The following is a 23,490-nucleotide window of genomic DNA, read 5'->3' as shown; positions in this document are numbered from 1 at the left end:
TTCCCCCTCTATAGGGGGATTTTTTAATTTATAAAAAAAGTGCATATTTCGATTTAAATATGCACTCGATGCTATAAAACACAGTTAAAACTTATAAGATAATGCAAAACGGTTTTGTAAGAAATTTTTGTCATAGCGTGGTGATGTTTGGATACCTGTAAAATTGCTGACACTAAAACCTTTTAAAGCTCCCGTAAAATTATAAATACCAAACAACATGTATTCAGATTGATTTCGACTCGCAACATTTTCCGACTCTTTTAAGTCCATAAATGAATAACGCGCGCCAGCTATCAACTGATCTGTCAATTTACCTTCTAAAGACAACATCAATGCATTACCCGCACCTAAATCTTGAGTGCTGGTGAAAAATGGCTGGGCAAAAAGTTCACCTGAAGAGGTTTTAGCTGCATAGGGTGTTAATAATGCCCCATTCAAGTAACTACCCTGATCTGGTTTTATATAGTTATACGCGACTTTTAGACTGGCGCTAGACATTACTTTAAACGCAGCCTGCACACCGAAAATTTGGCTATTAACCTCTCCAGCAAGTGCTTTGCCCTGATCTTTACCTGAAATATACTGGATTGAAAATTGAGGACTATAATTAAGCTTTGGAATTGCTAAATCAGCTTGGGTATAAATTAGACGCGTATAGTCATCATAATTTTGATACCAAAATTGCGTTTTTAAACTTTTATCATTGGCTAAATTAAAGCGCTTCCCTGCACCAACCGACCAGACCCCATTGGTTTCCACATTTGAATTTTGACGAGAAGTTTTATTGAACTCATCCTCGCCATAACTTTTATATTTATTTACTTTAGTGAGTCGTAAGAAATCATAATTATTCCCGATCTGTACATCAGCGGCCTGATATAAAAACATCAATACACGACGGTCAGCATAATCGCCCATAAAAGGTAAATTTAGCCGCTGGTTACCAATCGTCACTCTAGCCAAATCGTTTTTCCAGCTTACATAAGCTTCTGCTAGACCATCCCTATCTTCTTTTAATTCTGGCACTTCATCATTTTCATTTTTATCATCCAGGCGGCGCTGTATGTCATATCCCACAGCTGCCTGTATGCCATAAAAAGGTGCTGTTTCATATTTAATATACCCACCAATGACGGTCGTATCCTGATTTAAATTATTCACAAAATAGCCATTATTAAGTGAGTAATATGCAGATTTGACTACCCCATGAATACTGCCGCACGCAAATGCTGCCCCTATACGGTCCATTGCATCATTACTCGTCTGACAATCCTGCTTTAGATTAAATAGACCATTCAGACTGGTATCAGCAGCCCATACCGGCACAGTAGCAGCCATGCTCAGCATAAGTAATGCCGATTTTAATTTAAAATTTCTCATAAAATTCCCCTGTAAGATTTGGTTTAAAAGTCGCTTATGGTCTTTCAAAAGACCTGTTTTTGACCTTTTTAAAGTCAAAATCCCCCTAACCTATTCATCATTGAATAGGCGACCTTTAAATTTTTGCGAATGAAAATATGGTTAAATTAGAATGTCTAATCCCTAACCGGTGTCGATCAATGCCCTGAATTTATGGGCGTAGTTGCAACATCAACGGACTTTTTGCTAAACGGTAAGTGGTTAAAAATAATATTGAGCAAAATGGCAGTGATACACGCAGAACTAATACCTGAATGTAATAGGGTTTTTACCCATGTCGGAAATTGCGCATAAAACTCTTGGTTTACAATTGGAATCATGCCGATTGTGAGTGAAGTAGCGACAATAATCAGATTTTTATGATCGTTATAATCTACTTTGGCTAGAGTTCGTATTCCACTGGCAGCAACAGTACCGAATAATACAATGCCTGCTCCACCTAAAACCGGCATCGGAATTGATGCAACAAAGCGGCCAATAACAGGTAATAAGCCCAAGATAATTAAAATTCCACCAGCCGTTGCGACTACAAAACGGCTTTTAATGCCTGTAATTGCAACCAGACCTACATTTTGAGCAAAGGCGGTTTGCATGAATGAACCAAAGATTGGGGAAATTGCACTCGATAGCATATCTGCACGTAGACCATCACCAATTCGTTTTGAATCAACTTTAGTTCCAACGATTTCACCAATCGCAATAATATCGGCCGTGGTTTCAGTCATGATTACCAAAGTAACAATTACCATGGAAAGAATGGCAGAAAATTCAAATACAGGAGAACCAAAATGGAAGAAACTTGGAAAAGCAAAAATAGGACCCGTACTTACTCTTGAGAAGTCAGTAAAGCCTGCAATATAAGCAATTACTGTACCCAAAACGATTGCTGCAAGAATCGCAAGGCGGCGCAGAATCTGATTTTGCAACATACTAAAAATAATCACAATCGCTAGCGTAATTACAGCCAAACCAGTATTAGTCGGATCTCCCCAGTTTTCAGCTTTCGGGTTTCCTCCCATAATCCAGCGGATCGCAACAGGTGTGAGCGAAATACCAATCATGGTAATGACGCATCCTGTGACCACAGGTGGAAAGAAGCGGATAATTTTTGCAAAGAATGGTGTAATCAACAAACCAATTAGAGATGCGACAATCACAGCACCAAATGCAGATGGCAAACCCCCACCGGTACTCACAATTGCCAAAATAGTGGCAACCCCTGCGAAAGATACGCCTTGCACAATTGGTAATTTTGCACCGAAATATTTAAAGCCAATGGTTTGTATAACTGTGGCGAGGCCTCCCACAAATAAGGCGGCAGCCACCAATAAGCCAATCTCTGAAGCATCTAGACCTGCAGCTGCACCAATAATCAATGGCGGTGCAATAATCCCACCGTACATGGTCAACACATGCTGCAAACCATATAAGATGTTTTTATTCATCCCTAAATATTGATGTTCTGCCGAGATATGCGGATCTCTCTCTGGATTTATATTGTCTTGATGCATGGGTTAATTCCTCAAATTAAATTCATGATGTCCATATTGCTTGGGTTGATTTAGCTGCCACGATACGTTGAATATGAGAAAGGACTGATCAATAGAGGCACGTGAAAGTGCTGGTGAATATCATTGACTTTAAAATCAATACAGACTCTCGGATAAAAGCTATTGGTATTTAGGGCCTGAAAATAATCCCCTACTTCAACAACCAATTGATAATGACCACGAATAAATGAGTCGACATTAAATGCTTGAATACGTCCATCTGCATCAGTGAACTGTTCATCGATTAAAATATATCCATGGCTCGTTTCCTCGAATAATTTCACCAATACTTGAGTTACTGGCTCGCCGAGTGATGCACTTAAAATATGTGTGCTGATACCCGCCATTATTGAATCTCCTGATTTGAGCGAAGAAGGACGTTTCTGAATTAATTCAGAAATCCAAGTTGGGATATGCACACAAGCTTGTAATACCAGCCGAGCCTGACTAGAAGCTAGTTGATTAAAAGTTTCGAGTTGCATATCCGCTCCAATTTAATGCATTGTCTGACTGGTCTGACCAGATGCATTAAATTAAGCAACAAATATGCCAGTTTAAATAAGATAGGCTTTCTAATAGTTATACATACAATCGGTTTAAAACTACTTCAGGCTTATTTAAATGCGAATAAAAGAAATAAAATTCTTTCAAAATAACTTTATGTAGACTTTTGAACAGTATCCTTAGGGATAGAAAACAAGAATAAAAAAGAGACCAGTTTGTGGTCTCTTTTTTTAATTGATTAGATAGCTTCTTTAGTCATTTCACCATTCACTAGCCTTAAAATCTGCAATGGATTGCTGTCTTTTAAAGCTTCTGGCAATAAACTCTGTGGATAGTTTTGGTAACACACAGGTCTTAAGTAACGGTCAATTGCCAAGGTTCCAACAGAAGTTCCTCGGGCATCTGAAGTGGCTGGGTATGGCCCGCCGTGCACCATGGCATCACACACTTCAACACCCGTTGGGTAGCCATTTATGAGTAATCGTCCAGCTTTCTCTTCTAACACCGAAACCACATCTGCAAACTCGGTTAAGTCTGCTTCGTCGGCAATTAAAGTCGCAGTCAGCTGACCATTCATGCTTTGTAAGGCCTGAATGAGTTGGGCTTTATCTGCTACTTCAATGATGACCGTAGTTGGCCCAAAGATTTCTTCTTGCAGAAGCTGGTCACCCGCCAGTAACAGCTCAACATCGGCTTTAAAGAGTTGTGGCTGTGCCTGATTGCCTTGCTGGGTTTGACCTGCCAAGTGCTTAATACCTTGATGCTGGGTTAAGTGCTCAAGACCAGAGGTATAACTTTTCAAGGTGCCGGCATTCAGCATAGTCTGTGCAGGTTTGCCACCCATAATTTCGGTTAGGTTACTAATCAGCTGACTAAACTCGGCTGATTTAATTCCCAAAATTAAACCTGGATTGGTACAGAACTGACCACAGCCTAAAACCACTGAATCTGCCAAGTCCTGTGCAATTTTTTCACCACGGGTTTTCAGGGCTTCTGGCAATAATAACATCGGGTTAATGCTACTCATTTCAGCAAAGACCGGAATCGGTTGTGGACGGGCTGCGGCCATGTCACATAAAGCGCGACCACCACGTAGTGAACCAGTAAAACCCACAGCCTGAATTAAAGGGTGCTTCACTAAAGGTTCACCCACACCATTACCGTAGATCATGTTAAATACGCCTTTTGGCATATTTGATTTTTCTACGGCACGCTCAATTGCTTGAGCAACAAAGTCCGCTGTGGCCATATGCCCACTGTGGGCTTTCACCACTACAGAACAACCTGCGGCCAGTGCCGAAGCAGTGTCACCACCTGCGGTTGAAAAGGCGAGCGGAAAGTTACTTGCCCCAAAGACTGCCACAGGGCCAACACCGATTTTAATCTGGCGTAGGTCTGGACGAGGTAAAGGCTGACGCTCAGGCAAGGCTGTATCAATACGAGCACCTAAAAAATCACCACGGCGCAACACTTTGGCAAATAAACGCATTTGCCCACTGGTACGACCACGTTCGCCTTGCAAACGTGCAAGTGGCAAAGCGGTTTCCTGTGAGACAATTTCAAGAAAATCTGTACCTAAAGCATCGAGTTCATCGGCAATATTTTCTAAAAAAACAGCACGCTGTTCAGGAGACGTATGGCGGTAAGTCTTAAAGGCTTGACTGGCAGCTTCACAGGCCTGATTAACCTCTTGCTCGGTTGCATGGTGAAACTCATAAGGCAAAGTTTCACCAGTCGTAGCATGAATGCTTTTTAATAAGGTTGTACCTTGTGCGCTGCGTGAACCGCCAATAAAGTTGTGTCCAATGACCATTTTTATATTCCTTAGAGAGTAATAACTGAACCGATCGGTAACTCGGGTTGCATATGAGCAATTTTGTTTTTGAGTGGATAACCGAACTCTTTCATTTCTATTTCAAACTCATCATTAACCTGCGCTTGAATACCATCGGCAAAAGATAGAGTGGCTGTACCGAAATAATGGATATGAACATCCCCTGCTTTTAAGAATTGTTGATACTTAAAGTGGTGATATTCCAGATTTGCCAAGCTATGGCACATATTGTCTTCACCAGACAAAAACTCTTTTTCCCAAATGATTTGTCCATCACGACGCAAGCGACTGGTTCCAACTAAATGTTTTGGTAATTCGCCTGTTCGTAAAGCTGGACCAAAACTACAAAAACGCAATTTAGAATGGGCCAGATATAAATAATTACGACGCTCCATCACATGGTCAGAATATTCATTGCCCAGCGCAAACCCGATTCGGTAAGGCTTTAAGTCTTCGCCAATAACATAGAGGCCTGCGATTTCAGGTTCTTCGCCGCCATCTTCGGCAAATGGTGGTAAAGGTAATTCAGCTCCCGGCCTTACCACGATTGAACCGTCACCTTTATAAAACCATTCCGGTTGTGCACCGATCTGACCTTCTGCTGGACGGCCCTTTTGTAGCCCCCATTGAAATATTCGCATAGTGTCGGTCACCGAGCTGTCATCACTTAAATTTTGTTGATGCATTTTGTCGCGTGCAGATGCAGAACCTAAATGGGTTAAGCCTGTACCGGACACCAGACAGTGCGTTGGGTCTGGATGATCTAAAGGCGGCAATACCTTTAAATCTGCTAATAAAGATGAATAATCATAGGTTTCCACTTCAAAGCCTAACGCCTCAACTTGCTGTTCCAGTGAAACTTGATTGCGGATTGCTAAAAGTGCTAAATCACGAACCGATTGAATATCTTTAACCGGATATGCCATGTTGCCTTCTACTTTAGCGACAGCACGTTGATTTGCACGATTTTCAAATTGAATAATTTGCATGTTTTATTCCTTACAAAGACTTTTGAATATTCACTGTTTGTGTTTTTTGACGTTCGAGCTTGGCATAGACGATGTAAGTCAAAATCAGACCAAAAAGCATGACGATAGATAAGAAATACAAACCAGCAGCCATATTTCCCGTGTATTCTTTTAAAAGTCCGATACCAAATGGCCCGACATAGCCACCTAAATTTCCGACAGAATTGATTAAGGCAATACCAGCCGCTGCACTTGCGCCTGTTAAGAATCGGCCCGGTAATGTCCAAAACACGGCAGTAGATGAAAATAGGCAGAACGCAACCACAGCCAAAGCAGCCAATTGCATGACTGGAGAATTTAACCAACCACTTAAAAACATTGCACAAGCGCCTAGTGCGTAGAGAAAACTTAAATGTCCGTAGCGGTCATTTAGACGATCGGTACTACGTGGAATAATTAACAAACCAATAATTCCAAAAACGTAGGGAATGCTAGATAGGAAGCCAATTTGAAGATCAGTACCGCCTCCAAATTGCTTGATAATAGAAGGCAACCACAGATTTAAACCGTAAATACTTAAAGTCACTGGTAAGTAATACAATGCTAATAAAAGTACGCGTTTGTCTTTTAAGGCATGCAGTGGATTGGCATGTCGGGTTTGGTCATATTCGGCTTCATCTTTAACAAGTTCATTTGTAAGCCATTGTTTTTGTTCAATACTTAACCATTTCACTTTATCAATATTATCTGGCAACCACAGGAATGTCGGTAAAGCCAATAAAACCGCGGGCAAGCCAACTGCAACAAACAACCATTGCCAGCCGTGCAAATTTGCAATGCCATCCATTCCAAGTAATAGACCAGCTAAAGGCCCTGCAATCATCATGGCAATCGGTTGTGAAAGCACAAACATTCCCATGATTTTTCCGCGATGCCGCACCGGATACCACTGTGTAATTAAATATAAAACACCAGGGAAAAAACCTGCCTCTGCTACACCGAGTAAAAACCGTAATAGATAAAAACTTTTAGGGCCTTGAATAAGCGCCATGGCCATGGTGATGAGGCCCCATGTTAATAAAATGCGGGTAAACCATTTACGAGCACCAAATTTGTCTAAAAGCAAATTACTTGGAACTTCAAAAAGAAAATATCCAATAAAAAATAAGCCAGCTCCTAGGCCATAGGCAGCATCACCAATTCCTACATCTGCACCCATATGCAGATGGGCAAACCCAACAGCGGCCCGATCAATGTATGCCACCAGATATAGTATGACTAATGCAGGTATCAGCTTAAACGTGACCGTCCGTATTACATCCTTTTCGAAATCCATGTTCGACTCCATTTCCTATTATTTACTTATAGAGCATCTTGCTCGTAAATTATCCTTTCAATTTAAAATATAGTAATACTATTTAAATTTCAAACCTTTTAAAAATAAAATTTATGGTGTATTTTTAAATTAATTAATTCTAATAGTAATACTATATAGGGAAATTTGTATGAATAACAAACAAGCTCTTCGTTCGGCTGCCTGGTTTGGTACAACGGATAAAAATGGCTTTATGTATCGTAGCTGGATGAAGAACCAAGGAATTCCAGATCATGAGTTTCAAGGCAAACCCATCATTGGAATTTGTAATACGTGGTCTGAACTCACCCCATGTAATGCGCATTTTCGAAAAATTGCCGAACACGTAAAAAAAGGGATTTTAGAAGCGGGCGGCTACCCTGTTGAGTTTCCTGTATTTTCAAATGGTGAGTCGAATTTACGTCCTACCGCCATGTTTACCCGTAACTTAGCCAGTATGGATGTTGAAGAAGCGGTTCGTGGTAACCCTATTGACGGTGTGGTGTTACTGACAGGTTGTGACAAAACCACCCCTGCATTATTAATGGGAGCTGCAAGTTGTGATATTCCTGCCATTGTAGTGACTGGTGGACCAATGCTGAATGGTAAGCACAAAGGTAAAGACATTGGTGCAGGTACCATCGTTTGGCAAATGCATGAAGAGTTAAAAGCAGGCAAAATTGATTTAAATGAATTTTTATCTGCCGAATCTGGTATGTCACGCTCAGCTGGTACATGTAATACCATGGGCACGGCTTCTACAATGGCTTGTATGGCTGAAGCCCTAGGCACTTCCTTACCCCACAATGCGGCCATTCCAGCTGTAGATTCTCGACGTTATGTGTTGGCTCATCTTTCTGGCATGCGCATTGTTGACATGGTTCATGAAGATTTACGTCTTTCCAAAATCTTAACCAAAGAAGCTTTCGAAAATGCCATTAAAGTCAATGCGGCTATTGGTGGTTCAACCAACGCCGTGATTCATTTAAAAGCAATTGCTGGACGCATTGGGGTTGATTTACAACTTGATGATTGGAACCGTGTTGGCCGTGGCATGCCAACCATTGTTGACTTACAGCCTTCGGGTCGTTTTTTAATGGAAGAGTTTTATTATAGCGGCGGTTTGCCAGCCGTGATTCGTCGTATGGGTGAAGCCAATCTTTTGCCACATCCACAGGCTTTAACCGTAAATGGTCAAGGCATTTGGGAAAATTGTCAGCAATCACCTATTTATAACGATGAAGTGATTCGGAAAATAGATAATCCAATTCGACAAGATGGCGGTATGTGTATTTTGCGCGGTAATTTAGCGCCTAAAGGTGCGGTACTTAAACCATCTGCTGCCACACCTGAACTGATGAAACACCGTGGTCGTGCAGTCGTATTTGAAAACTTTGATGATTATAAAACCCGTATTAATGACCCAGACCTTGATGTCGATGAAACTTGTATTCTAGTCATGAAAAATGCCGGCCCTAAAGGCTATCCGGGCATGGCCGAGGTTGGAAATATGGGCCTACCACCAAAAATTTTAGCCAAAGGCATTACCGATATGGTTCGTATTTCCGACGCACGTATGAGCGGAACAGCGTATGGCACGGTGGTTTTACATGTTGCCCCTGAAGCCATGGCTGGCGGACCTTTAGCTGTAGTTCAAAATGGTGACTTTATTGAACTCGATGCCTATGCAGGTAAACTTCACCTAGAAGTAAGTGATGAAGAACTTAAGCAACGTCTTGAAAATTTAGCACCATCAGCTCCACCAAGTTTTATTGGCGGTTACCGTAAGCTCTATGTAGAACATGTTTTACAAGCCGATGAGGGCTGTGATTTTGATTTCTTGATCGGTTGCCGTGGCTCAGAAGTTCCACGTCATTCTCATTAATATTTATTCTTGAAAAAGATGATCTTGTTAAAACACAAGGTCATCTATACCATAGGATATTCAACATGTCGTAATAGTGAAATATGAGTAAAGCTGACTATAAAAATCCTATTCCAAGCAAAAGCCAACATGCATTAATTGTTCAACAATTGGGATTAAAAATTGTTTCTGGAGAAATTTCAGAAAATGAAAAGCTCCCGAGTGAAGTTGATTTATGTGAGGAATATAAAGTCAGCCGCCCTGTCTTTCGCGAAGCAATCCGTGTTTTAAACGCTAAAGGCTTAACTTACTCAAGACCCAAAATTGGAACTGTGGTGAGACCGAAAGAAGAATGGCATTTACTCGATCCAGATGTATTGTTTTGGTTGATTCAAACCACGCCTGAACACGAATTTTTTAAAACACTTTCTACCGTACGACGCGTTTTGGAACCAGAGCTTGCTTATATTGCGGCAAGTACGGCAAACGAAGAAGATATTGAACGTATTAAACATGCCTATGAAGGGATGGAAAAAGCGACAACAGTTGAAGAATTTATAGAGCCAGATATTCAATTTCATTTGGCAATTGCCAAAGCAACTCATAATGACTTGCTGGCTTATATGTCAAAAATGTTGGTTTTACCTTTGCAGCAATCCATTCAAGTCACTAGTCTGCGCCCAAATTTACAAGGCCATTCACTACCTAGACATAAAGCGATTTTAACCGCAATTGAAAATAAAGATCCGCTCTCGGCTCGCCATGCTTCACTTGTTCAGCTTGATGACACCAAAATGGCTTACGATTTAATTAAAAAATAATCTTTATATATTCACTATTTAAAGCCTGATGCTCAAAATAAAGTCATCAGGCTTTTTTATTTATAAATTAGAATACCTTTTTAACTGAGACAGTAAATGTCGAATCAATCGGATTTGAAATTGGCGCATCATGTTCACCATTACTATACTTTTTATAGAAACCATCTTTGTCCCAAGCTTTGGCATACGCTAAACCAGTAGTCCAGCCATCCCCTAAATCCTTAATCAGCTCGATTTTCATATCTTGAAAGTTAGCTTCCGAGAAATTTTTAATTCTTTCATAGCCATAGTGAGCACCAAAAGTCCAAGACTCATTGATAGGCTGAGTAAAAGTTAGATCTAGATAAGTTGTTCCTCGTGAACGTTTACCTGCTGGGCCACCCATCGTATCTGAGTTATAGCCTGCATAATCTGGAGTGTAGGTAATGAAATATTTAAGAGTCAAAGGCCCATAACCAATTTGAGGCACAATTTCGCCATAGTTATAACTGGTACTCCCTGTTTCAGGTGTACTTTTAGCTCCTGGATAATAGTAATAAAAAACCGTCATTCCAGCTGAAAACTTATCAAAAGTTTTTATATAACCTGTGTAAAAATCCCACTCAACTGAAGCATCACGAAGATAGTTAGAGCTTACATTCGATGCCCAAGTCCCCACAAATAATCCATTCGGATTTGCATAATCTAGACCAATTTGTAAAGCAGGCTTGCCCCAAGTTTGTTGAAAACCACGTGAAATATATTGACTTGCGAAGGTTACATTAGCACTGTATGGAGAAATTTGTTCTTGTTCATTTAATTGTTCAGCATGTACAACACCAGTAGACATAATAAGAGAAGCTATCCCTAAAATTTTTCTCATCTAATAATCCTTTTAAATATTACCTATAGGTTTAAAGTTTTAAAATAACATGATAATTCAATTTAAAACTTATTAAAAAGTTATAAATTTAAATTTCTGGATACTTCTTCTTCGCTATAGATCTCTTCAATACAATCTAAGATTTTAGGAATATATGAACTTTGGTCCATATTGCGCATCGATAGAGAAATGGGACTATAGGCTTCTAAGTCTAAGATATTTAAATAAGTTAGATTCTTCATTCCAATATCACAGGCGCTTTCTGGAATAATACAAATACCCTCTCCAGATGCCACTAAGCCAAGAGCCATATGAATTTCGCGGACTTCAGTCAGTTTGGCGGGAACAAGACCTAATTTGGTAAATAAAGCTTGAATAGTGGTCGAAAAATTCGGCTTAGGTGTTGTGGGATAAGAAAAAATTGTCTCATTGATAATTTGAGATAAATAAATTCCTGATTCTTGGAGCTCACTTAAAGGATGTTTTTTATGAATCGCGAGTTTTAATTTTTCTTTTCGAAGTAGAAGTCGCTTAATGGCAGGATCGCTAATAGGTAATCGACCAAAACCTAAATCGATTTTGCCTAACTTTAAAGCTTCGACCTGATCTCGTGTACCACATTCAATAAGCTCGACATGAATGTCAGGATTTTTTTGTCTAAATAGATAAATGACCTGCGGTAATCGCCCGTAAAGAAGCGAACTCACATAGCCAACTTTAACAACATTCTCGACCAGCTTCATTTTTTTAGCCATAGAAGCTGCTTGAGCCGTATGCGTTAGAATTTGTACTGCATGTTGGTAAAAAAACAGCCCTGCTTCTGTCACTTTTAATGGACGCGACCCTTTCACAAACAAATCAATACCTAATTCTTCTTCTAGTTTTTTGATTTGACGCGTGAGCGGTGGCTGGGCAATAAAAAGTTTCTCAGCGGCTTTTGTCAGACTTTGTTCTTCAACAACGGTAACAAAATAACGTAGATGTCTTAATTCCATTAATATACCTTTTTAGTATCTTAAAATACCGTTCTATATCTATTTTAGGCTATTACATTCTTCTATGGTATGTAAACAAGTTTGAAATAGTTGAAACTTCATGTATAGAACCATAGAAACCATACTTGTGGATATTCCAACTATCCGTCCTCACCAGTTGTCTGTAACTACCATGCGTACTCAGACTTTGGTGCTCGTTAAAATTACGACCACGGATGGTATTGTAGGTTGGGGTGAAGCGACCACCATTGGTGGACTGAACTATGGTGAAGAAAGTCCTGAAAGCGTCAAAGCCAATATTGATACTTACTTTGCACCATTACTCGCATCAGTTAAAGATTTAAATGTTGCTCAAACACTAAAACTGATTCGTAAGAATATTAATGGTAACCGTTTCGCGAAATGTGCCATTCAGACTGCTCTACTTGATATTCAGGCAAAACGTTTAGGCGTGCCATTAAGTGAAGTTTTAGGTGGCCGTCTGCGCAATAGTTTACCTGTACTTTGGACGCTCGCGTCTGGTGACACAGAAAAAGATATTGCTGAAGCTCGAAAAATGATTGAGTTAAAACGTCATAACACGTTCAAACTCAAAATTGGTTCACGCCCTTTGCAACACGATGTTGATCATGTGATTGCAATTAAAAAAGCACTCGGTGCAGATATTAGTGTACGCGTTGACGTAAATCGTGCATGGTCAGAGCTGGAATGTATTCAAGGTATTCAACAGCTACAAGATGGCGGGATTGATTTAATTGAACAGCCTTGTGCTATTCAAAATACTGAAGCACTTGCTCGCCTCACCCATCGTTTTGATGTCGCAATCATGGCGGATGAAGCTTTAACTGGTCCTGACAGCGCATATCGTATTGCAAAAAGTCATGGTGCAGACGTATTTGCCGTGAAGATTGAACAATCTGGTGGTCTGATCGAAGCGTGTGAAGTTGCCAAGGTTGCAGGTTTGGCTGGAATTGATCTTTATGGCGGCACTATGCTTGAAGGCCCTGTAGGTAGCATGGCTTCTGCTCATGCGTTTGCAACCTTTGAAACATTAGCGTTTGGTACTGAATTATTTGGTCCGTTATTGCTTACCGAAGAAATTCTGAAAGAACCGCTACGTTACGAAAACTTTGAATTGCACTTGCCAACGGCTCCCGGCTTAGGCATTGAAATTGATGAAGATAAAGTCGAGAAGTTACGTCGTTGAGGCAATAGGATAAGGAGTTTCCCATGTTATTTCATGTACGTATGGATGTGCATATTCCACTTGATATGCCAGCCGACAAAGCAAATGAAATTAAGGCTGTTGAAAAAGCCTATTCGCAAGAATTACAGCGTCAAGGCAAATGGCGTCACATCTGGCGAATTACAGGCCAGTACTCAAACATCAGCATTTTTGATGTCGAGAGCAATGAAGAGTTGCACAATATTTTACAGGGGTTACCACTTTATCCTTATATGAACATCGAAGTGATGGCGCTTAATCGTCACCCGTCTTCTGTTCGTGATGATGATTCGTAAACCAAAAGAATTTTTTAAATGTGATCTCTGAAGTCCATTTAAAAACCAAGCAGATTATTCAGAAGGTAACAAGGAACGTGGCGGCACTTATTCGCTAGCAAAACAAAATGCCCGCAGCGCTGCCACCCAAAACCGTATTGCATACTTAAGGAGTTTTAGTATGAACCGTCAACAAATTGATGCGCTTGTAAAACAAATGAATGTCGACACTGCAAAAGGCGAAGTTGATGCACGTGTTCAACAAATTGTAGTGCGCCTTCTCGGGGATTTATTTCAAGCCATCGAAGATTTAGACATCCAACCTTCAGAAGTATGGAAAGGTTTGGAATATTTCACAGATGCTGGTCAAGCAAACGAACTTGGTCTTTTGGCAGCTGGTTTAGGTTTAGAGCACTATCTTGATTTACGTGCAGATGAAGCTGATGCAAAAGCTGGCGTTACGGGTGGCACACCTCGTACCATCGAAGGTCCACTTTATGTTGCTGGCGCACCTGAATCAGTTGGTTTTGCGCGTATGGATGATGGTACTGAAACAGGCAAAATCGATACCTTAATTATTGAAGGTACCGTAACTGATACTGATGGCAATATCATTGAAAATGCCAAAGTTGAAGTATGGCATGCCAACAGTTTAGGTAACTATTCATTCTTTGATAAGTCTCAATCTGACTTTAACTTACGTCGTACTATCTTGACTGATGCCGATGGTAAGTATGTTGCATTAACCACTATGCCAGTGGGCTATGGATGCCCGCCAGAAGGTACGACTCAGGCCCTTCTTAACAAATTAGGCCGTCATGGTAACCGTCCATCTCACGTTCATTACTTCGTTTCTGCACTGGGTTATCGCAAACTGACTACTCAATTCAACATTGAGGGTGATGAGTACTTATGGGACGACTTTGCTTTCGCAACCCGTGATGGCTTAGTTGCAACAGCAGTTGATGTAACTGACCCAGCTGAAATTCAACGCCGTGGTTTAGATCACGCTTTCAAACACATCACATTTAACATCGAACTTGTTAAAGATGCCGCTGCTGCTCCTTCAACTGAAGTTGAACGTCGTCGTGCTAGTGCTTAATTGAAAGTATATGTGAGTTAAAAGTTCGCTTTTGACTCACAAAATTTATTCCATTTATTACTACCATTAAGAATTTAAATAAATTTTTAGCGGTAGTAGTACATCACGTTACCTCATGCTCTAAGGTTTCTCACATGATTGACAAAAGTAAGTCCTCACTAAGCGAGGTTCTATCGCAGATTAAAGATGGTGCAACCATTCTGATTGGTGGTTTCGGTACCGCAGGACAACCCGCTGAACTCATTGATGGTCTTATTGAACTCGGTGTTAAAGGCTTAACCATTGTCAGCAACAATGCCGGTAATGGTGACTATGGTCTGGCGAAACTGCTTAAAGCAGGTTCAGTTAAAAAAGTCATCTGTTCTTTCCCACGTCAGTCAGATTCTTATGTATTTGATGAATTGTATCGTGCCGGAAAGGTTGAACTTGAAGTGGTACCGCAAGGTAATCTGGCGTGTCGTATTCAGGCAGCTGGTATGGGCCTAGGCGCTGTGTTTACCCCAACAGGCTTTGGAACACTTTTGGCTGAAGGCAAAGAAACCCGTGAGATTGATGGGAAAGATTACGTACTTGAGTATCCGATCAAGGCGGACTTTGCCTTGATTAAAGCCTACAAGGGTGACCGCTGGGGCAATCTGGTTTACCGTAAATCTGCACGTAACTTTGGCCCAATCATGGCGATGGCTGCGGATGTCACTATTGCTCAGGTTTCTGAAGTGGTTGAGCTAGGTGGTTTAGACCCGGAGCACATCATCACCCCAGGTATCTTTGTACAGCATGTTGTACAAGTAGCGCCAGCACAGTAAGCAATAAGGAGAAATAACATGAGCTACCAGAAACTCAGCCGTGACCAGATTGCACAACGTGTGGCGCAAGATATTCCCGATGGTGCCTATGTGAACCTAGGCATTGGCTTACCAACCAAGATTGCCAGCTACTTACCTAACGATAAAGATATTTTTCTTCACTCTGAAAATGGCCTATTGGCTTTTGGCCCACCACCAGCGGCAGGTGAAGAAGACCCAGAACTGATTAATGCGGGTAAAGAGTTTGTGACCATGCTTGAAGGTGGTAGCTTTTTCCACCATGGCGACTCGTTTGCGATGATGCGTGGTGGTCACCTTGATATTGCGGTACTTGGTGCATTTCAGGTTGCTGCGAATGGCGACTTGGCGAACTGGCACACGGGTGCACCCGATGCGATTCCTGCTGTAGGTGGTGCGATGGATTTAGCTGTGGGTGCCAAGAAAGTATTTATCACCACAGATCATGTGACCAAGCAAGGTGAGCCGAAGATTGTGGCTGAGCTGAGCTATCCGGTTACAGGTAAAAAATGTGTTGACCGTATTTACACGGATCTTTGTGTGATTGACGTGACCAAAGATGGTTTAAAGGTGATTGAGAAAGTTGAAGGTCTTAGCTTTGATGAGTTACAGGCTTTAACGGGTGCAACTTTGATTGATGCAACTCAAGGGTAAGGTTTATACAGCCCCCAATTACTAGTGAAAGCAAAAGTTTTTTGTATAAGTAATGCCTTACTTTTTAAGGATAAAAAGTAACAAAAATCCTTTGTTACTCAGACACAACATCCCTGTTGTGCTGAGCAACGAGGCGACATCCATGTCGCCATCGCGAAACACAGAATGGAACTCATTGAATACGGTTCTTGCTTATTAATTTGGTTTTTACCGTAATTCGCTATTGTGACAGGCGACATGGATGTCGCCCGTTGGACAGGGAGGCATGGAAGCCTCCTCTGTTCAACAAAGGTTTTTGGTTACTTTTTTAAAAAAGTGACAAGAATTAGCTACTGGCATTTGACTCAACACGATAAGACTCTGTCATGTCTACTTTTAACTTAGTAACCATGATGATCGCCAGCAAACTCTGGAAAAGTCTAACGATGTGGCAATGACAGCAATAGATTTCAAAATGGAAATGTAAGAATGAAAAACGCTTATATCATCGATGCCATCCGTACTCCATTCGGCCGTTATGCCGGTGGCCTTGCACCTGTCCGTGCCGATGACCTTGGTGCTGTGCCGATTAAAGCCCTCATGCAGCGTAACCCAAGTGTAGATTGGGAACAGATCGATGATGTGATCTATGGTTGTGCTAACCAAGCCGGTGAAGATAACCGTAATGTCGGCCGTATGTCAGCACTGCTTGCAGGTTTACCGTATCAAGTACCGGCAACGACCATTAACCGTTTGTGCGGTTCTTCACTCGATGCGATTGCCATTGCTGCCCGCGCCATTAAAGCAGGTGAAGCGAATTTGGTGATTGCAGGTGGTGTGGAAAGTATGAGCCGTGCACCCTATGTGATGGGTAAGTCAGACAGTGCCTTTGGCCGTAGCCAGAAGATTGAAGATACCACCATGGGCTGGCGTTTCATTAACCCTAAACTTAAAGAATTGTATGGTGTAGATACCATGCCCCAGACTGCCGAAAACGTCGCTGAACAGTTCAACGTTAATCGTGCAGATCAGGACCAGTTTGCCTTGGTGAGCCAACAACGCACCGCAAGCGCGCAAGCCAAAGGCTTTTTTTCTAAAGAAATCGTGGCAGTTGAAATCCCTCAGCGTAAGGGTGATGCTGTGGTGATTGATATCGATGAGCATCCACGTGCATCAACCACGCTTGAAGGTTTAAGCAAACTTAAACCTGTGGTTAAAGCAGATGGCACAGTAACAGCAGGAAATGCTTCAGGCATTAATGATGGTGCAGCAGCTCTACTGATTGCTTCTGATGAGGCAGTTCAAGCTTACAATCTAAAACCACGTGCCAAGATCATTGCTTCAACAGCAGTGGGTGTAGAACCCCGCATTATGGGTTTTGCTCCGGCACCAGCCATTAAAAAATTACTTAAACAAGCCAACCTGACTTTAGAGCAGATGGATGTAATTGAGCTCAATGAAGCCTTTGCTGCACAGGCTTTGGCCGTGACCCGTGATTTAGGTTTGCCAGATGATTCTGACAAGGTAAATCCAAACGGTGGTGCCATTGCTTTAGGTCATCCACTTGGTGCATCAGGTGCACGCTTAGTCACTACAGCCTTAAACCAGCTTGAACAAACAGGTGGCCGTTATGCCTTGTGTTCAATGTGTATTGGTGTGGGACAAGGCATTGCTTTGATTATTGAATGTGTTGAAGCACTTTAAGGAGAAACAAATGCCATCTTTTCAATCTGCCGATGCACAAATTAACTATCAAACTTTTGGCGAGCCATCTTTCCCTGCTCTGGTATTTTCCAATTCTTTGGGCACCAACTATGGCATGTGGCAAAAACAGTTTAATGAGTTAAAAGATCAATTTTTTGTGATCTGCTATGACACACGTGGTCACGGTTCATCATCTACGCCTGACGGTCCATATACTGTAGAGCAATTAGGTGAAGATGTTGTCCGTTTACTGGATCATCTAAATATTAGCAAAGCTGCTTTTTGTGGAATTTCTATGGGTGGTTTAACCGGTCAATGGCTGGCAATTCACTACCCTGACCGGTTTAGTCATGTGGTTGTGGCAAATACTGCCGCTAAAATTGGACAAGAACAAGCATGGCTTGACCGTGCAAAATTAGTACGTGAGCAAGGTTTACAACCGATCGCAGCTACAGCAGCCTCGCGATGGTTTACAGATCCCTTTATCCAAAGTCATGCTTCAATCGTCAACAACCTATGTAACGACTTAAGTGCTGGCAGCGCAATGGGTTATGCCAATTGTTGTGAGGCTTTGGCTAAAGCGGATGTCCGTGAGCAGTTAAAAGACATTAAAATTTCTGTATTGGTGATCGCTGGAACTCAAGACCCTGTAACGACTGTTGCAGATGGTGAGTTTATTCAGCAACGCATTCCACAATCAAAACTTGCAGAAATAGATGCCTCTCATATTTCCAATGTAGAGCAACCAGAAGCTTTTAATAAAATCCTAAAGGATTTTTTATTAGGTTAATTTAATGATTCAAAAAAAATGGCCTATAAAGGCCATTTTTTTATATCTCGTAGAAACTTAATACCGAATCATCACCGATTTTAATTCGGTGTAATCTTCAATAAATGCATCTGAAAACTCTCTGCCAATTCCTGAAGCTTTCACGCCGCCAAATGGAACTGAAGGATCTAAGAAAGTATGCATATTGACCCACAAGGTGCCTGCTTCAATTTTAGGAATTAATCGCAAAGCTTTAGACAAATCATTTGTCCAGATACTTGCGGTTAAACCAAAGCGTGAGTGGTTCATCAGTTGAACGAGTTCTTCATCAGTTTCGAATGGCATTATCCCGACCACCGGACCAAAAGTTTCCTCTGAAAATAAAGGATCATCCGTATTTTTGAAGGAAATCAAAGTCGGCTGTACAAAATATCCTGATCGATCTAGAGTCTCACCACCGGCAATAATCTGGTTTTTGGCTTTAGCCATATCTAAATAATGTTTCACTTTATGAAAATGTGGCTGATTAGAAAGTGGACCAAACATACTTCCTTCATCCATAGCCGATCCAATTTTGAAACTAGAAAGTGCTTTCGAGAGTTTCTCGACCAGTTCATCATATTTTGCACGGTGTACAAAAAAACGCTCTGGGGATGCGCAAACTTGACCTTGATGTACAAAAGTTGCTTGCAACAAAGTCGGTAAAATCTCATCAATATTTGCATCGGCCAAAACAGCTATGGCATTTTTACCACCCAGCTCCAGACTTACACGGGTTAAATCACTGCTCATCGCAAGTTTACCAATCGCAATACCTGTTGGTACTGAACCTGTAAACGAGACTTTCTTAACGAGCGGCGACTCAATTAAATATTGTCCTGTCTCCCCCTTACCCGTAACCACATTAATTACACCCACTGGAATACCTGCCTCAATGGCAAGTTCAGCTAAGCGTAATAAAGATAAGCTGGCAAACTCACTTGGTTTAAGCACAATCGTACAACCAGTGGTTAAAGCTGAACCAATTTTCCAAACACCAATCATCAGTGAAAAATTCCAAGGCACAATCCCTGCAACCACGCCAATAGGCTGTCTTAAAGTAAAGGCTGTATATTTTTCACCTTGCATAGAAGGAATAGACGGTTGCATGGTTTGACCATTAATTTTAGTTGCCCAACCCGCAAAATATCTTAAGAAAATAACGGATTGTGCGACCTCAAGATGACGGGAAATATTGATAAGTTTTCCGGTAGACAAAGTTTCAAGCTGTGCAAGTTCTTCACCATATTGCTCAATTAAGTCTGCTAGCTTGTTCAGTTTAACGCCACGTTCATACGGCGTTGTTTCAGCCCAAGCATTTTGAAAAGCATGTTCAGCACTTTTTACCGCACTATCTACATCTTGTTGACTACCAATACTAATTTGAGCAACCACTTCTTCAGTCGATGGATTCACAATATCCACTTTATCTAAAAGCTCGGCAGCAACTAATTTTCCATCAATAAAATGTCCATGTTGACGCGCCATAAATTGCTGTACGCTTTCTAAAATCTGAACTTCACTCATTTTTATTTCTCTCAATTCATTTAAAAGGATTTATTAATAGATGTATTGCAAAATTAACTGCGCATACACATTGGTCTTATCATCGTAGTTTTGAGTACCACCACTATGGATATCGTGTTTCGGTTTATAGAGCCCAACTAAAGGAATAACATTGAATTTTTTATTGACCGACCAGACTGAAAAGACATCTAACTCATGTCCATCTACATTAGTTAAAGATTTATTTACTGTTTTGAACTTATAGGCCAAAGCACCCAACATAAAATTTTCTTTCAAATTCATCATGTAAGAAACTTGATGAATATCGGCATTTTTATTGAATGGACCAGCATAATTTCCGGCAACTTCGCCCTGAAACCATGTACCAAAGCCGACTGTATTTCCATAAAACATAGTGTCATATTGGTCTGAAAAATGGCTAAAACGGTAGCCTAATGAGGGTGTATATTTTGAAGATAAAAAGTTATAGTTCAGCGCTAAGTAGCCAGCATTTTCGTGGCTATCTTTTTTATCTTGAACTACAAACTCAGTCTTAACTTGCAGCTCTGGCAAAGGTTGATAATTTAAACGTAAAGCATAATTTTTAAGATCTTCGCGCCCTGAAACGTGTTCAGCATCTTCAAGATCCAATACATTTAAATAGGTAAACCCAACGCCCTTATTTTTAAGCTGATACATCAGATCAGTCACAAAGAGTTCTGGGGAAAATTGTGCTTTATTGTCCGATTTTAAATAAGCCAGCTTTAGCGTTGTATTCTCTTGCGGTTTGTATTGAAGCAAACTTGTAAAATCAAAGCTTCGACGAGCTGCCAGATAATATGCTCCGCCCCGATCTAGTGTGCCGTCCGCAGGCACTTTTCCTAGGTTTAACGCATCACCCGCAATAAAGAACCCATCACCAATCATGATATTTTGTCGACCAATACTTAAATCATAAGTCATCAACTCATCTTTATTGGTACCGTCTTTAAAACCAATGATCCATTCATTCACATCTGTTTTACGTTCTTTGCCATTACTATTTTGGCCTGCGTCACCATCACCAAATGTTGCCGAGCTAATACCGCTCAAGCTTGCATAGAGTTGATTGTTTTTAAAGGTATATTGCCCTTTAGCACCATATTTAAGATGGCCTTCTTGCCAATTGATTCTTTCATCATCTAAGTTTTCGCCGTTATAGCTTTTACCACTACTAAAAGCCCCAAAAGTTGCTTCAAAAGTTGGGTTAATTTCAAGCTCACCAGCATGCACAGTTGAAAAAAATGAGACAAAGAGAGTCCCTCTCACAACCTGAGAAAATAAATTTTTCATTGAGAAATTCCTTTTTTGCGAACAGCCTAACCGTACTCAGGTGTGGGTAACCGATTCGTTACCCACTCTAGATCACGCATCCGTTTAGTGATGGTCGTGCTGTGTGTTTTGCTCTTCTTCACCCAAGTTTAAAGTCGGGGTGTTGTCAAAGAAGTTCCAAGGTTTGATAAGCGTATTCACCCATTCTGTTGGCATGATTGGCCATTCTTCAGCACGTGCCACATGGGTTGTACCTGTTGTCATCCACACCACAAGGTCTTTATTTTCAATATTTTCATTGTTGCCAATGAATTGTCCTAATCCTGTGTCATGAGTCGAACGGTTTGAATATTTCCCTTCAGGGTAGCGTTCGTCTGGATTGTACTGAGTCACCCAAATTTGCTTATCCATAAAGTTCAAACGTTTAAATAACCATTCATCTTTAGAAAAATTAGCTCCTTTCGCCACAGGGTGTGTTCCACCTGCAAAAGGAATTAATTGGTAAGAAACTGGATTACCTAATTTATTTTCCTTGTTGAAATTCGTGAGTAAGCGAATGGTAGATGGATCAAATTTTTCAGCTGCATTTTGCTCATTCGTAATGACTTTACTATCAATTTGCATTGAGCTTGTACGGACACCACCTTTGTTATTGGCTTTCACCACAGGGTCCATATGCATAAAGCTGTTGTTTTCCCCATCTACATCCATGTCTAAGCGGAAGTTATAGATGTGCTGATGCGTTGTACCCACAATATTATGGTCAATTAAAGTTCCATATTTAGTGTCTTCTTTTGCGGTACTGTCATGCATGGTGCGTGATTTAACACCTTTAACAGCTTCAATACCTGTTGCACCCGCATTAATCCCAATTACACCATTTTGGGCAAATACCCAGTCAAACATGTAATCGTAGTTCCCCACTGTACTAATCCAGCGCACAACAAGTTCACGGCGGGCTTCACTCGCATCTTGGTTGCCAAAAATTTCGTAATGTTTATATTCAGGCCCAACATAACGTTCAAATACAGCAATCGCATTTGGAATTACTTGTGGTTGGCCTTTATAGTCTGCAATCACAGCATCAAGTAAAACAGCGTTGTCTGGTGCATCTGTTCCCGGAAGAATAGATGAGGTAAGTGTTCCCATACCATATTCGCCAGAATCTAAATAGGATTTGAAGTACCAACCGATATCCGGGTCGCCATATGGAACCACCATTCCACCCAAGTTCCCTTCATACATGACTTTACGCTTAACGCCTTTATCTTTATAGGTCACGGTTGAAAGCTGTAAGCCAACACGAGAGTCTAAGGCCACATGCAAACACCAGTTGCCCCAATGTATGGTTTGACCTGTAATGCTAAAGTTCTTACCCTCAGGTTCAGTAATATTGAGTGGTTTTAGCTTACTTGGTACTGGCTTATTCGACATATAAGGTCGATTTGCCATTGGTACAGGAATGATTGAACCTTCTTCAATCTTAATAATTTTTTCTTTATCTAAATCGACTACGGCAACTAAATTTTCAATCGGATGCGCCCAGTAGTTACCATCACCGACATCAAGGTAAGCAACAACTTTTAATATATTGAGTTGTTTGTCCAAACCATCTTTACCGCCAAAATATCCAACAGTTAGCGGTGTAGCAATCACTTTCTTCACATCGGTAATGCCGCGTTTCCGTAAAGCTTCCTGATATTCTTTACTTGTCTCAATTACACGCTGTACGGCTTCAAAATTATCGAGCAGCACCATTCCATGAGTGTCTTTAAGTACATTCCATTTGGTGACTTGTTGAGTGTTAAGATTAACTTCACCTGAATAGCCACCGATTTTGTAGACACCTTTTAGTTAGATAAAATGGCTAATTAACGAGGTGCTTATGAGCAGTAAACGATACCCTGAAGAATTCAAAATTGAAGCAGTAA

Annotated in this window: 19 protein-coding genes and 1 pseudogene; 9 read left to right on the top strand and 11 right to left on the bottom strand. The window is 40.9% G+C overall.

The window, feature by feature from the left end; translation table 11 throughout:
* Positions 1-84 precede the first annotated feature (84 nt).
* From WBW42_RS15595 to abaQ, 6 genes are all read right to left on the bottom strand, one after another.
* The gene (locus WBW42_RS15595; protein ID WP_032056034.1) at positions 85-1,380 is read right to left on the bottom strand and encodes a hypothetical protein; all 1,296 of its coding nucleotides are present in this window, start codon (positions 1,378-1,380) and stop codon (positions 85-87) included.
* A gap of 176 nt (positions 1,381-1,556) precedes the next feature.
* Positions 1,557-2,930, bottom strand: a complete 1,374-nt coding sequence (locus WBW42_RS15590) for a nucleobase:cation symporter-2 family protein (protein WP_002113838.1) — start codon at positions 2,928-2,930, stop codon at positions 1,557-1,559.
* Between the two features lie 50 nt (positions 2,931-2,980).
* Complete coding sequence (gene uraH / locus WBW42_RS15585) at positions 2,981-3,316, bottom strand: hydroxyisourate hydrolase (RefSeq protein WP_002113914.1); 336 nt, start codon at positions 3,314-3,316, stop codon at positions 2,981-2,983.
* A 395-nt stretch (positions 3,317-3,711) separates the two neighbouring features.
* On the bottom strand, positions 3,712-5,286 hold the full coding sequence (locus WBW42_RS15580; protein ID WP_032056033.1) for an aldehyde dehydrogenase (NADP(+)): 1,575 nt from the start codon (positions 5,284-5,286) through the stop codon (positions 3,712-3,714).
* Positions 5,287-5,297: 11 nt separating this feature from the next.
* A complete protein-coding gene (araD1, locus tag WBW42_RS15575; RefSeq protein ID WP_032056032.1) occupies positions 5,298-6,296 on the bottom strand; it encodes an AraD1 family protein in 999 nt (332 codons plus the stop codon).
* 10 nt (positions 6,297-6,306) lie between these two features.
* Positions 6,307-7,611, bottom strand: coding sequence for a multidrug efflux MFS transporter AbaQ (abaQ, locus tag WBW42_RS15570; RefSeq protein ID WP_032056031.1), 1,305 nt, complete (start codon positions 7,609-7,611; stop codon positions 6,307-6,309).
* A gap of 169 nt (positions 7,612-7,780) precedes the next feature.
* Here abaQ and WBW42_RS15565 point away from each other — a divergent pair, with 169 nt between their 5' ends.
* Together WBW42_RS15565 and WBW42_RS15560 are read left to right on the top strand one after the other, a co-directional pair.
* Positions 7,781-9,514 (top strand): IlvD/Edd family dehydratase, encoded by a 1,734-nt coding sequence (locus WBW42_RS15565; RefSeq protein WP_032056030.1) that lies wholly within the window; start codon positions 7,781-7,783, stop codon positions 9,512-9,514.
* Between the two features lie 83 nt (positions 9,515-9,597).
* The gene (locus WBW42_RS15560) at positions 9,598-10,314 is read left to right on the top strand and encodes a FadR/GntR family transcriptional regulator (protein WP_005069141.1); all 717 of its coding nucleotides are present in this window, start codon (positions 9,598-9,600) and stop codon (positions 10,312-10,314) included.
* A gap of 67 nt (positions 10,315-10,381) precedes the next feature.
* Here WBW42_RS15560 and WBW42_RS15555 read toward each other — a convergent pair whose 3' ends face one another.
* Positions 10,382-11,176, bottom strand: coding sequence for a TorF family putative porin (locus WBW42_RS15555; RefSeq protein ID WP_032056029.1), 795 nt, complete (start codon positions 11,174-11,176; stop codon positions 10,382-10,384).
* 80 nt (positions 11,177-11,256) lie between these two features.
* On the bottom strand, positions 11,257-12,171 hold the full coding sequence (locus WBW42_RS15550) for a LysR family transcriptional regulator (protein WP_032056028.1): 915 nt from the start codon (positions 12,169-12,171) through the stop codon (positions 11,257-11,259).
* A 100-nt stretch (positions 12,172-12,271) separates the two neighbouring features.
* Between WBW42_RS15550 and WBW42_RS15545 the strand changes: the two genes are divergently transcribed.
* From WBW42_RS15545 to pcaD, 7 genes are all read left to right on the top strand, one after another.
* Complete coding sequence (locus tag WBW42_RS15545) at positions 12,272-13,378, top strand: muconate/chloromuconate family cycloisomerase (RefSeq protein ID WP_025465977.1); 1,107 nt, start codon at positions 12,272-12,274, stop codon at positions 13,376-13,378.
* Between the two features lie 23 nt (positions 13,379-13,401).
* On the top strand, positions 13,402-13,692 hold the full coding sequence (gene catC / locus WBW42_RS15540) for a muconolactone Delta-isomerase (protein ID WP_017386076.1): 291 nt from the start codon (positions 13,402-13,404) through the stop codon (positions 13,690-13,692).
* A gap of 160 nt (positions 13,693-13,852) precedes the next feature.
* Positions 13,853-14,773, top strand: a complete 921-nt coding sequence (catA, locus tag WBW42_RS15535) for a catechol 1,2-dioxygenase (RefSeq protein WP_032056027.1) — start codon at positions 13,853-13,855, stop codon at positions 14,771-14,773.
* A gap of 134 nt (positions 14,774-14,907) precedes the next feature.
* The gene (locus WBW42_RS15530) at positions 14,908-15,579 is read left to right on the top strand and encodes a 3-oxoacid CoA-transferase subunit A (RefSeq protein ID WP_005069060.1); all 672 of its coding nucleotides are present in this window, start codon (positions 14,908-14,910) and stop codon (positions 15,577-15,579) included.
* Between the two features lie 18 nt (positions 15,580-15,597).
* Positions 15,598-16,251 carry a 3-oxoacid CoA-transferase subunit B gene (locus tag WBW42_RS15525; RefSeq protein WP_005802097.1) on the top strand — a complete coding sequence of 218 codons (654 nt, stop codon included), beginning with the start codon at positions 15,598-15,600 and terminating at the stop codon, positions 16,249-16,251.
* A 468-nt stretch (positions 16,252-16,719) separates the two neighbouring features.
* Positions 16,720-17,934, top strand: coding sequence for a 3-oxoadipyl-CoA thiolase (gene pcaF, locus WBW42_RS15520; protein WP_032056026.1), 1,215 nt, complete (start codon positions 16,720-16,722; stop codon positions 17,932-17,934).
* A gap of 10 nt (positions 17,935-17,944) precedes the next feature.
* Positions 17,945-18,724 carry a 3-oxoadipate enol-lactonase gene (gene pcaD / locus WBW42_RS15515; RefSeq protein WP_002120942.1) on the top strand — a complete coding sequence of 260 codons (780 nt, stop codon included), beginning with the start codon at positions 17,945-17,947 and terminating at the stop codon, positions 18,722-18,724.
* Positions 18,725-18,781: 57 nt separating this feature from the next.
* On the opposite strand, the gene WBW42_RS15510 is transcribed toward pcaD, so the two are convergent.
* The 3 genes and pseudogenes from WBW42_RS15510 to WBW42_RS15500 all read right to left on the bottom strand — a co-directional run.
* A complete protein-coding gene (locus tag WBW42_RS15510; RefSeq protein WP_032056025.1) occupies positions 18,782-20,269 on the bottom strand; it encodes an NAD-dependent phenylacetaldehyde dehydrogenase in 1,488 nt (495 codons plus the stop codon).
* Between the two features lie 33 nt (positions 20,270-20,302).
* The gene (locus WBW42_RS15505; protein ID WP_081404024.1) at positions 20,303-21,520 is read right to left on the bottom strand and encodes a hypothetical protein; all 1,218 of its coding nucleotides are present in this window, start codon (positions 21,518-21,520) and stop codon (positions 20,303-20,305) included.
* Positions 21,521-21,664: 144 nt separating this feature from the next.
* Positions 21,665-23,380 (bottom strand): annotated as a pseudogene (locus WBW42_RS15500) (copper amine oxidase); the annotation flags it as partial.
* Positions 23,381-23,490 lie beyond the last annotated feature (110 nt).

Source organism: Acinetobacter sp. LT1, assembly GCF_059800965.1.
Note: the sequence above shows the minus strand (reverse complement) of the source record. Positions and strands in the feature narration are given on the sequence as shown.

What these genes read in the sequence shown, in the direction of transcription:
- uraH (WP_002113914.1), bottom strand. Translation starts at nt 3,316, where the DNA reads ATGGCGGGTATCAGCACACATATTTTAAGTGCATCACTCGGCGAGCCA.
- WBW42_RS15595 (WP_032056034.1), bottom strand. Translation starts at nt 1,380, where the DNA reads ATGAGAAATTTTAAATTAAAATCGGCATTACTTATGCTGAGCATGGCT.
- WBW42_RS15555 (WP_032056029.1), bottom strand. Translation starts at nt 11,176, where the DNA reads ATGAGAAAAATTTTAGGGATAGCTTCTCTTATTATGTCTACTGGTGTT.
- WBW42_RS15525 (WP_005802097.1), top strand. Translation starts at nt 15,598, where the DNA reads ATGAGCTACCAGAAACTCAGCCGTGACCAGATTGCACAACGTGTGGCG.
- WBW42_RS15530 (WP_005069060.1), top strand. Translation starts at nt 14,908, where the DNA reads ATGATTGACAAAAGTAAGTCCTCACTAAGCGAGGTTCTATCGCAGATT.
- WBW42_RS15565 (WP_032056030.1), top strand. Translation starts at nt 7,781, where the DNA reads ATGAATAACAAACAAGCTCTTCGTTCGGCTGCCTGGTTTGGTACAACG.
- WBW42_RS15580 (WP_032056033.1), bottom strand. Translation starts at nt 5,286, where the DNA reads ATGGTCATTGGACACAACTTTATTGGCGGTTCACGCAGCGCACAAGGT.
- WBW42_RS15560 (WP_005069141.1), top strand. Translation starts at nt 9,598, where the DNA reads ATGAGTAAAGCTGACTATAAAAATCCTATTCCAAGCAAAAGCCAACAT.
- catC (WP_017386076.1), top strand. Translation starts at nt 13,402, where the DNA reads ATGTTATTTCATGTACGTATGGATGTGCATATTCCACTTGATATGCCA.
- araD1 (WP_032056032.1), bottom strand. Translation starts at nt 6,296, where the DNA reads ATGCAAATTATTCAATTTGAAAATCGTGCAAATCAACGTGCTGTCGCT.
- WBW42_RS15510 (WP_032056025.1), bottom strand. Translation starts at nt 20,269, where the DNA reads ATGAGTGAAGTTCAGATTTTAGAAAGCGTACAGCAATTTATGGCGCGT.
- abaQ (WP_032056031.1), bottom strand. Translation starts at nt 7,611, where the DNA reads ATGGATTTCGAAAAGGATGTAATACGGACGGTCACGTTTAAGCTGATA.
- catA (WP_032056027.1), top strand. Translation starts at nt 13,853, where the DNA reads ATGAACCGTCAACAAATTGATGCGCTTGTAAAACAAATGAATGTCGAC.
- WBW42_RS15550 (WP_032056028.1), bottom strand. Translation starts at nt 12,171, where the DNA reads ATGGAATTAAGACATCTACGTTATTTTGTTACCGTTGTTGAAGAACAA.
- pcaD (WP_002120942.1), top strand. Translation starts at nt 17,945, where the DNA reads ATGCCATCTTTTCAATCTGCCGATGCACAAATTAACTATCAAACTTTT.
- WBW42_RS15590 (WP_002113838.1), bottom strand. Translation starts at nt 2,930, where the DNA reads ATGCATCAAGACAATATAAATCCAGAGAGAGATCCGCATATCTCGGCA.
- WBW42_RS15545 (WP_025465977.1), top strand. Translation starts at nt 12,272, where the DNA reads ATGTATAGAACCATAGAAACCATACTTGTGGATATTCCAACTATCCGT.
- pcaF (WP_032056026.1), top strand. Translation starts at nt 16,720, where the DNA reads ATGAAAAACGCTTATATCATCGATGCCATCCGTACTCCATTCGGCCGT.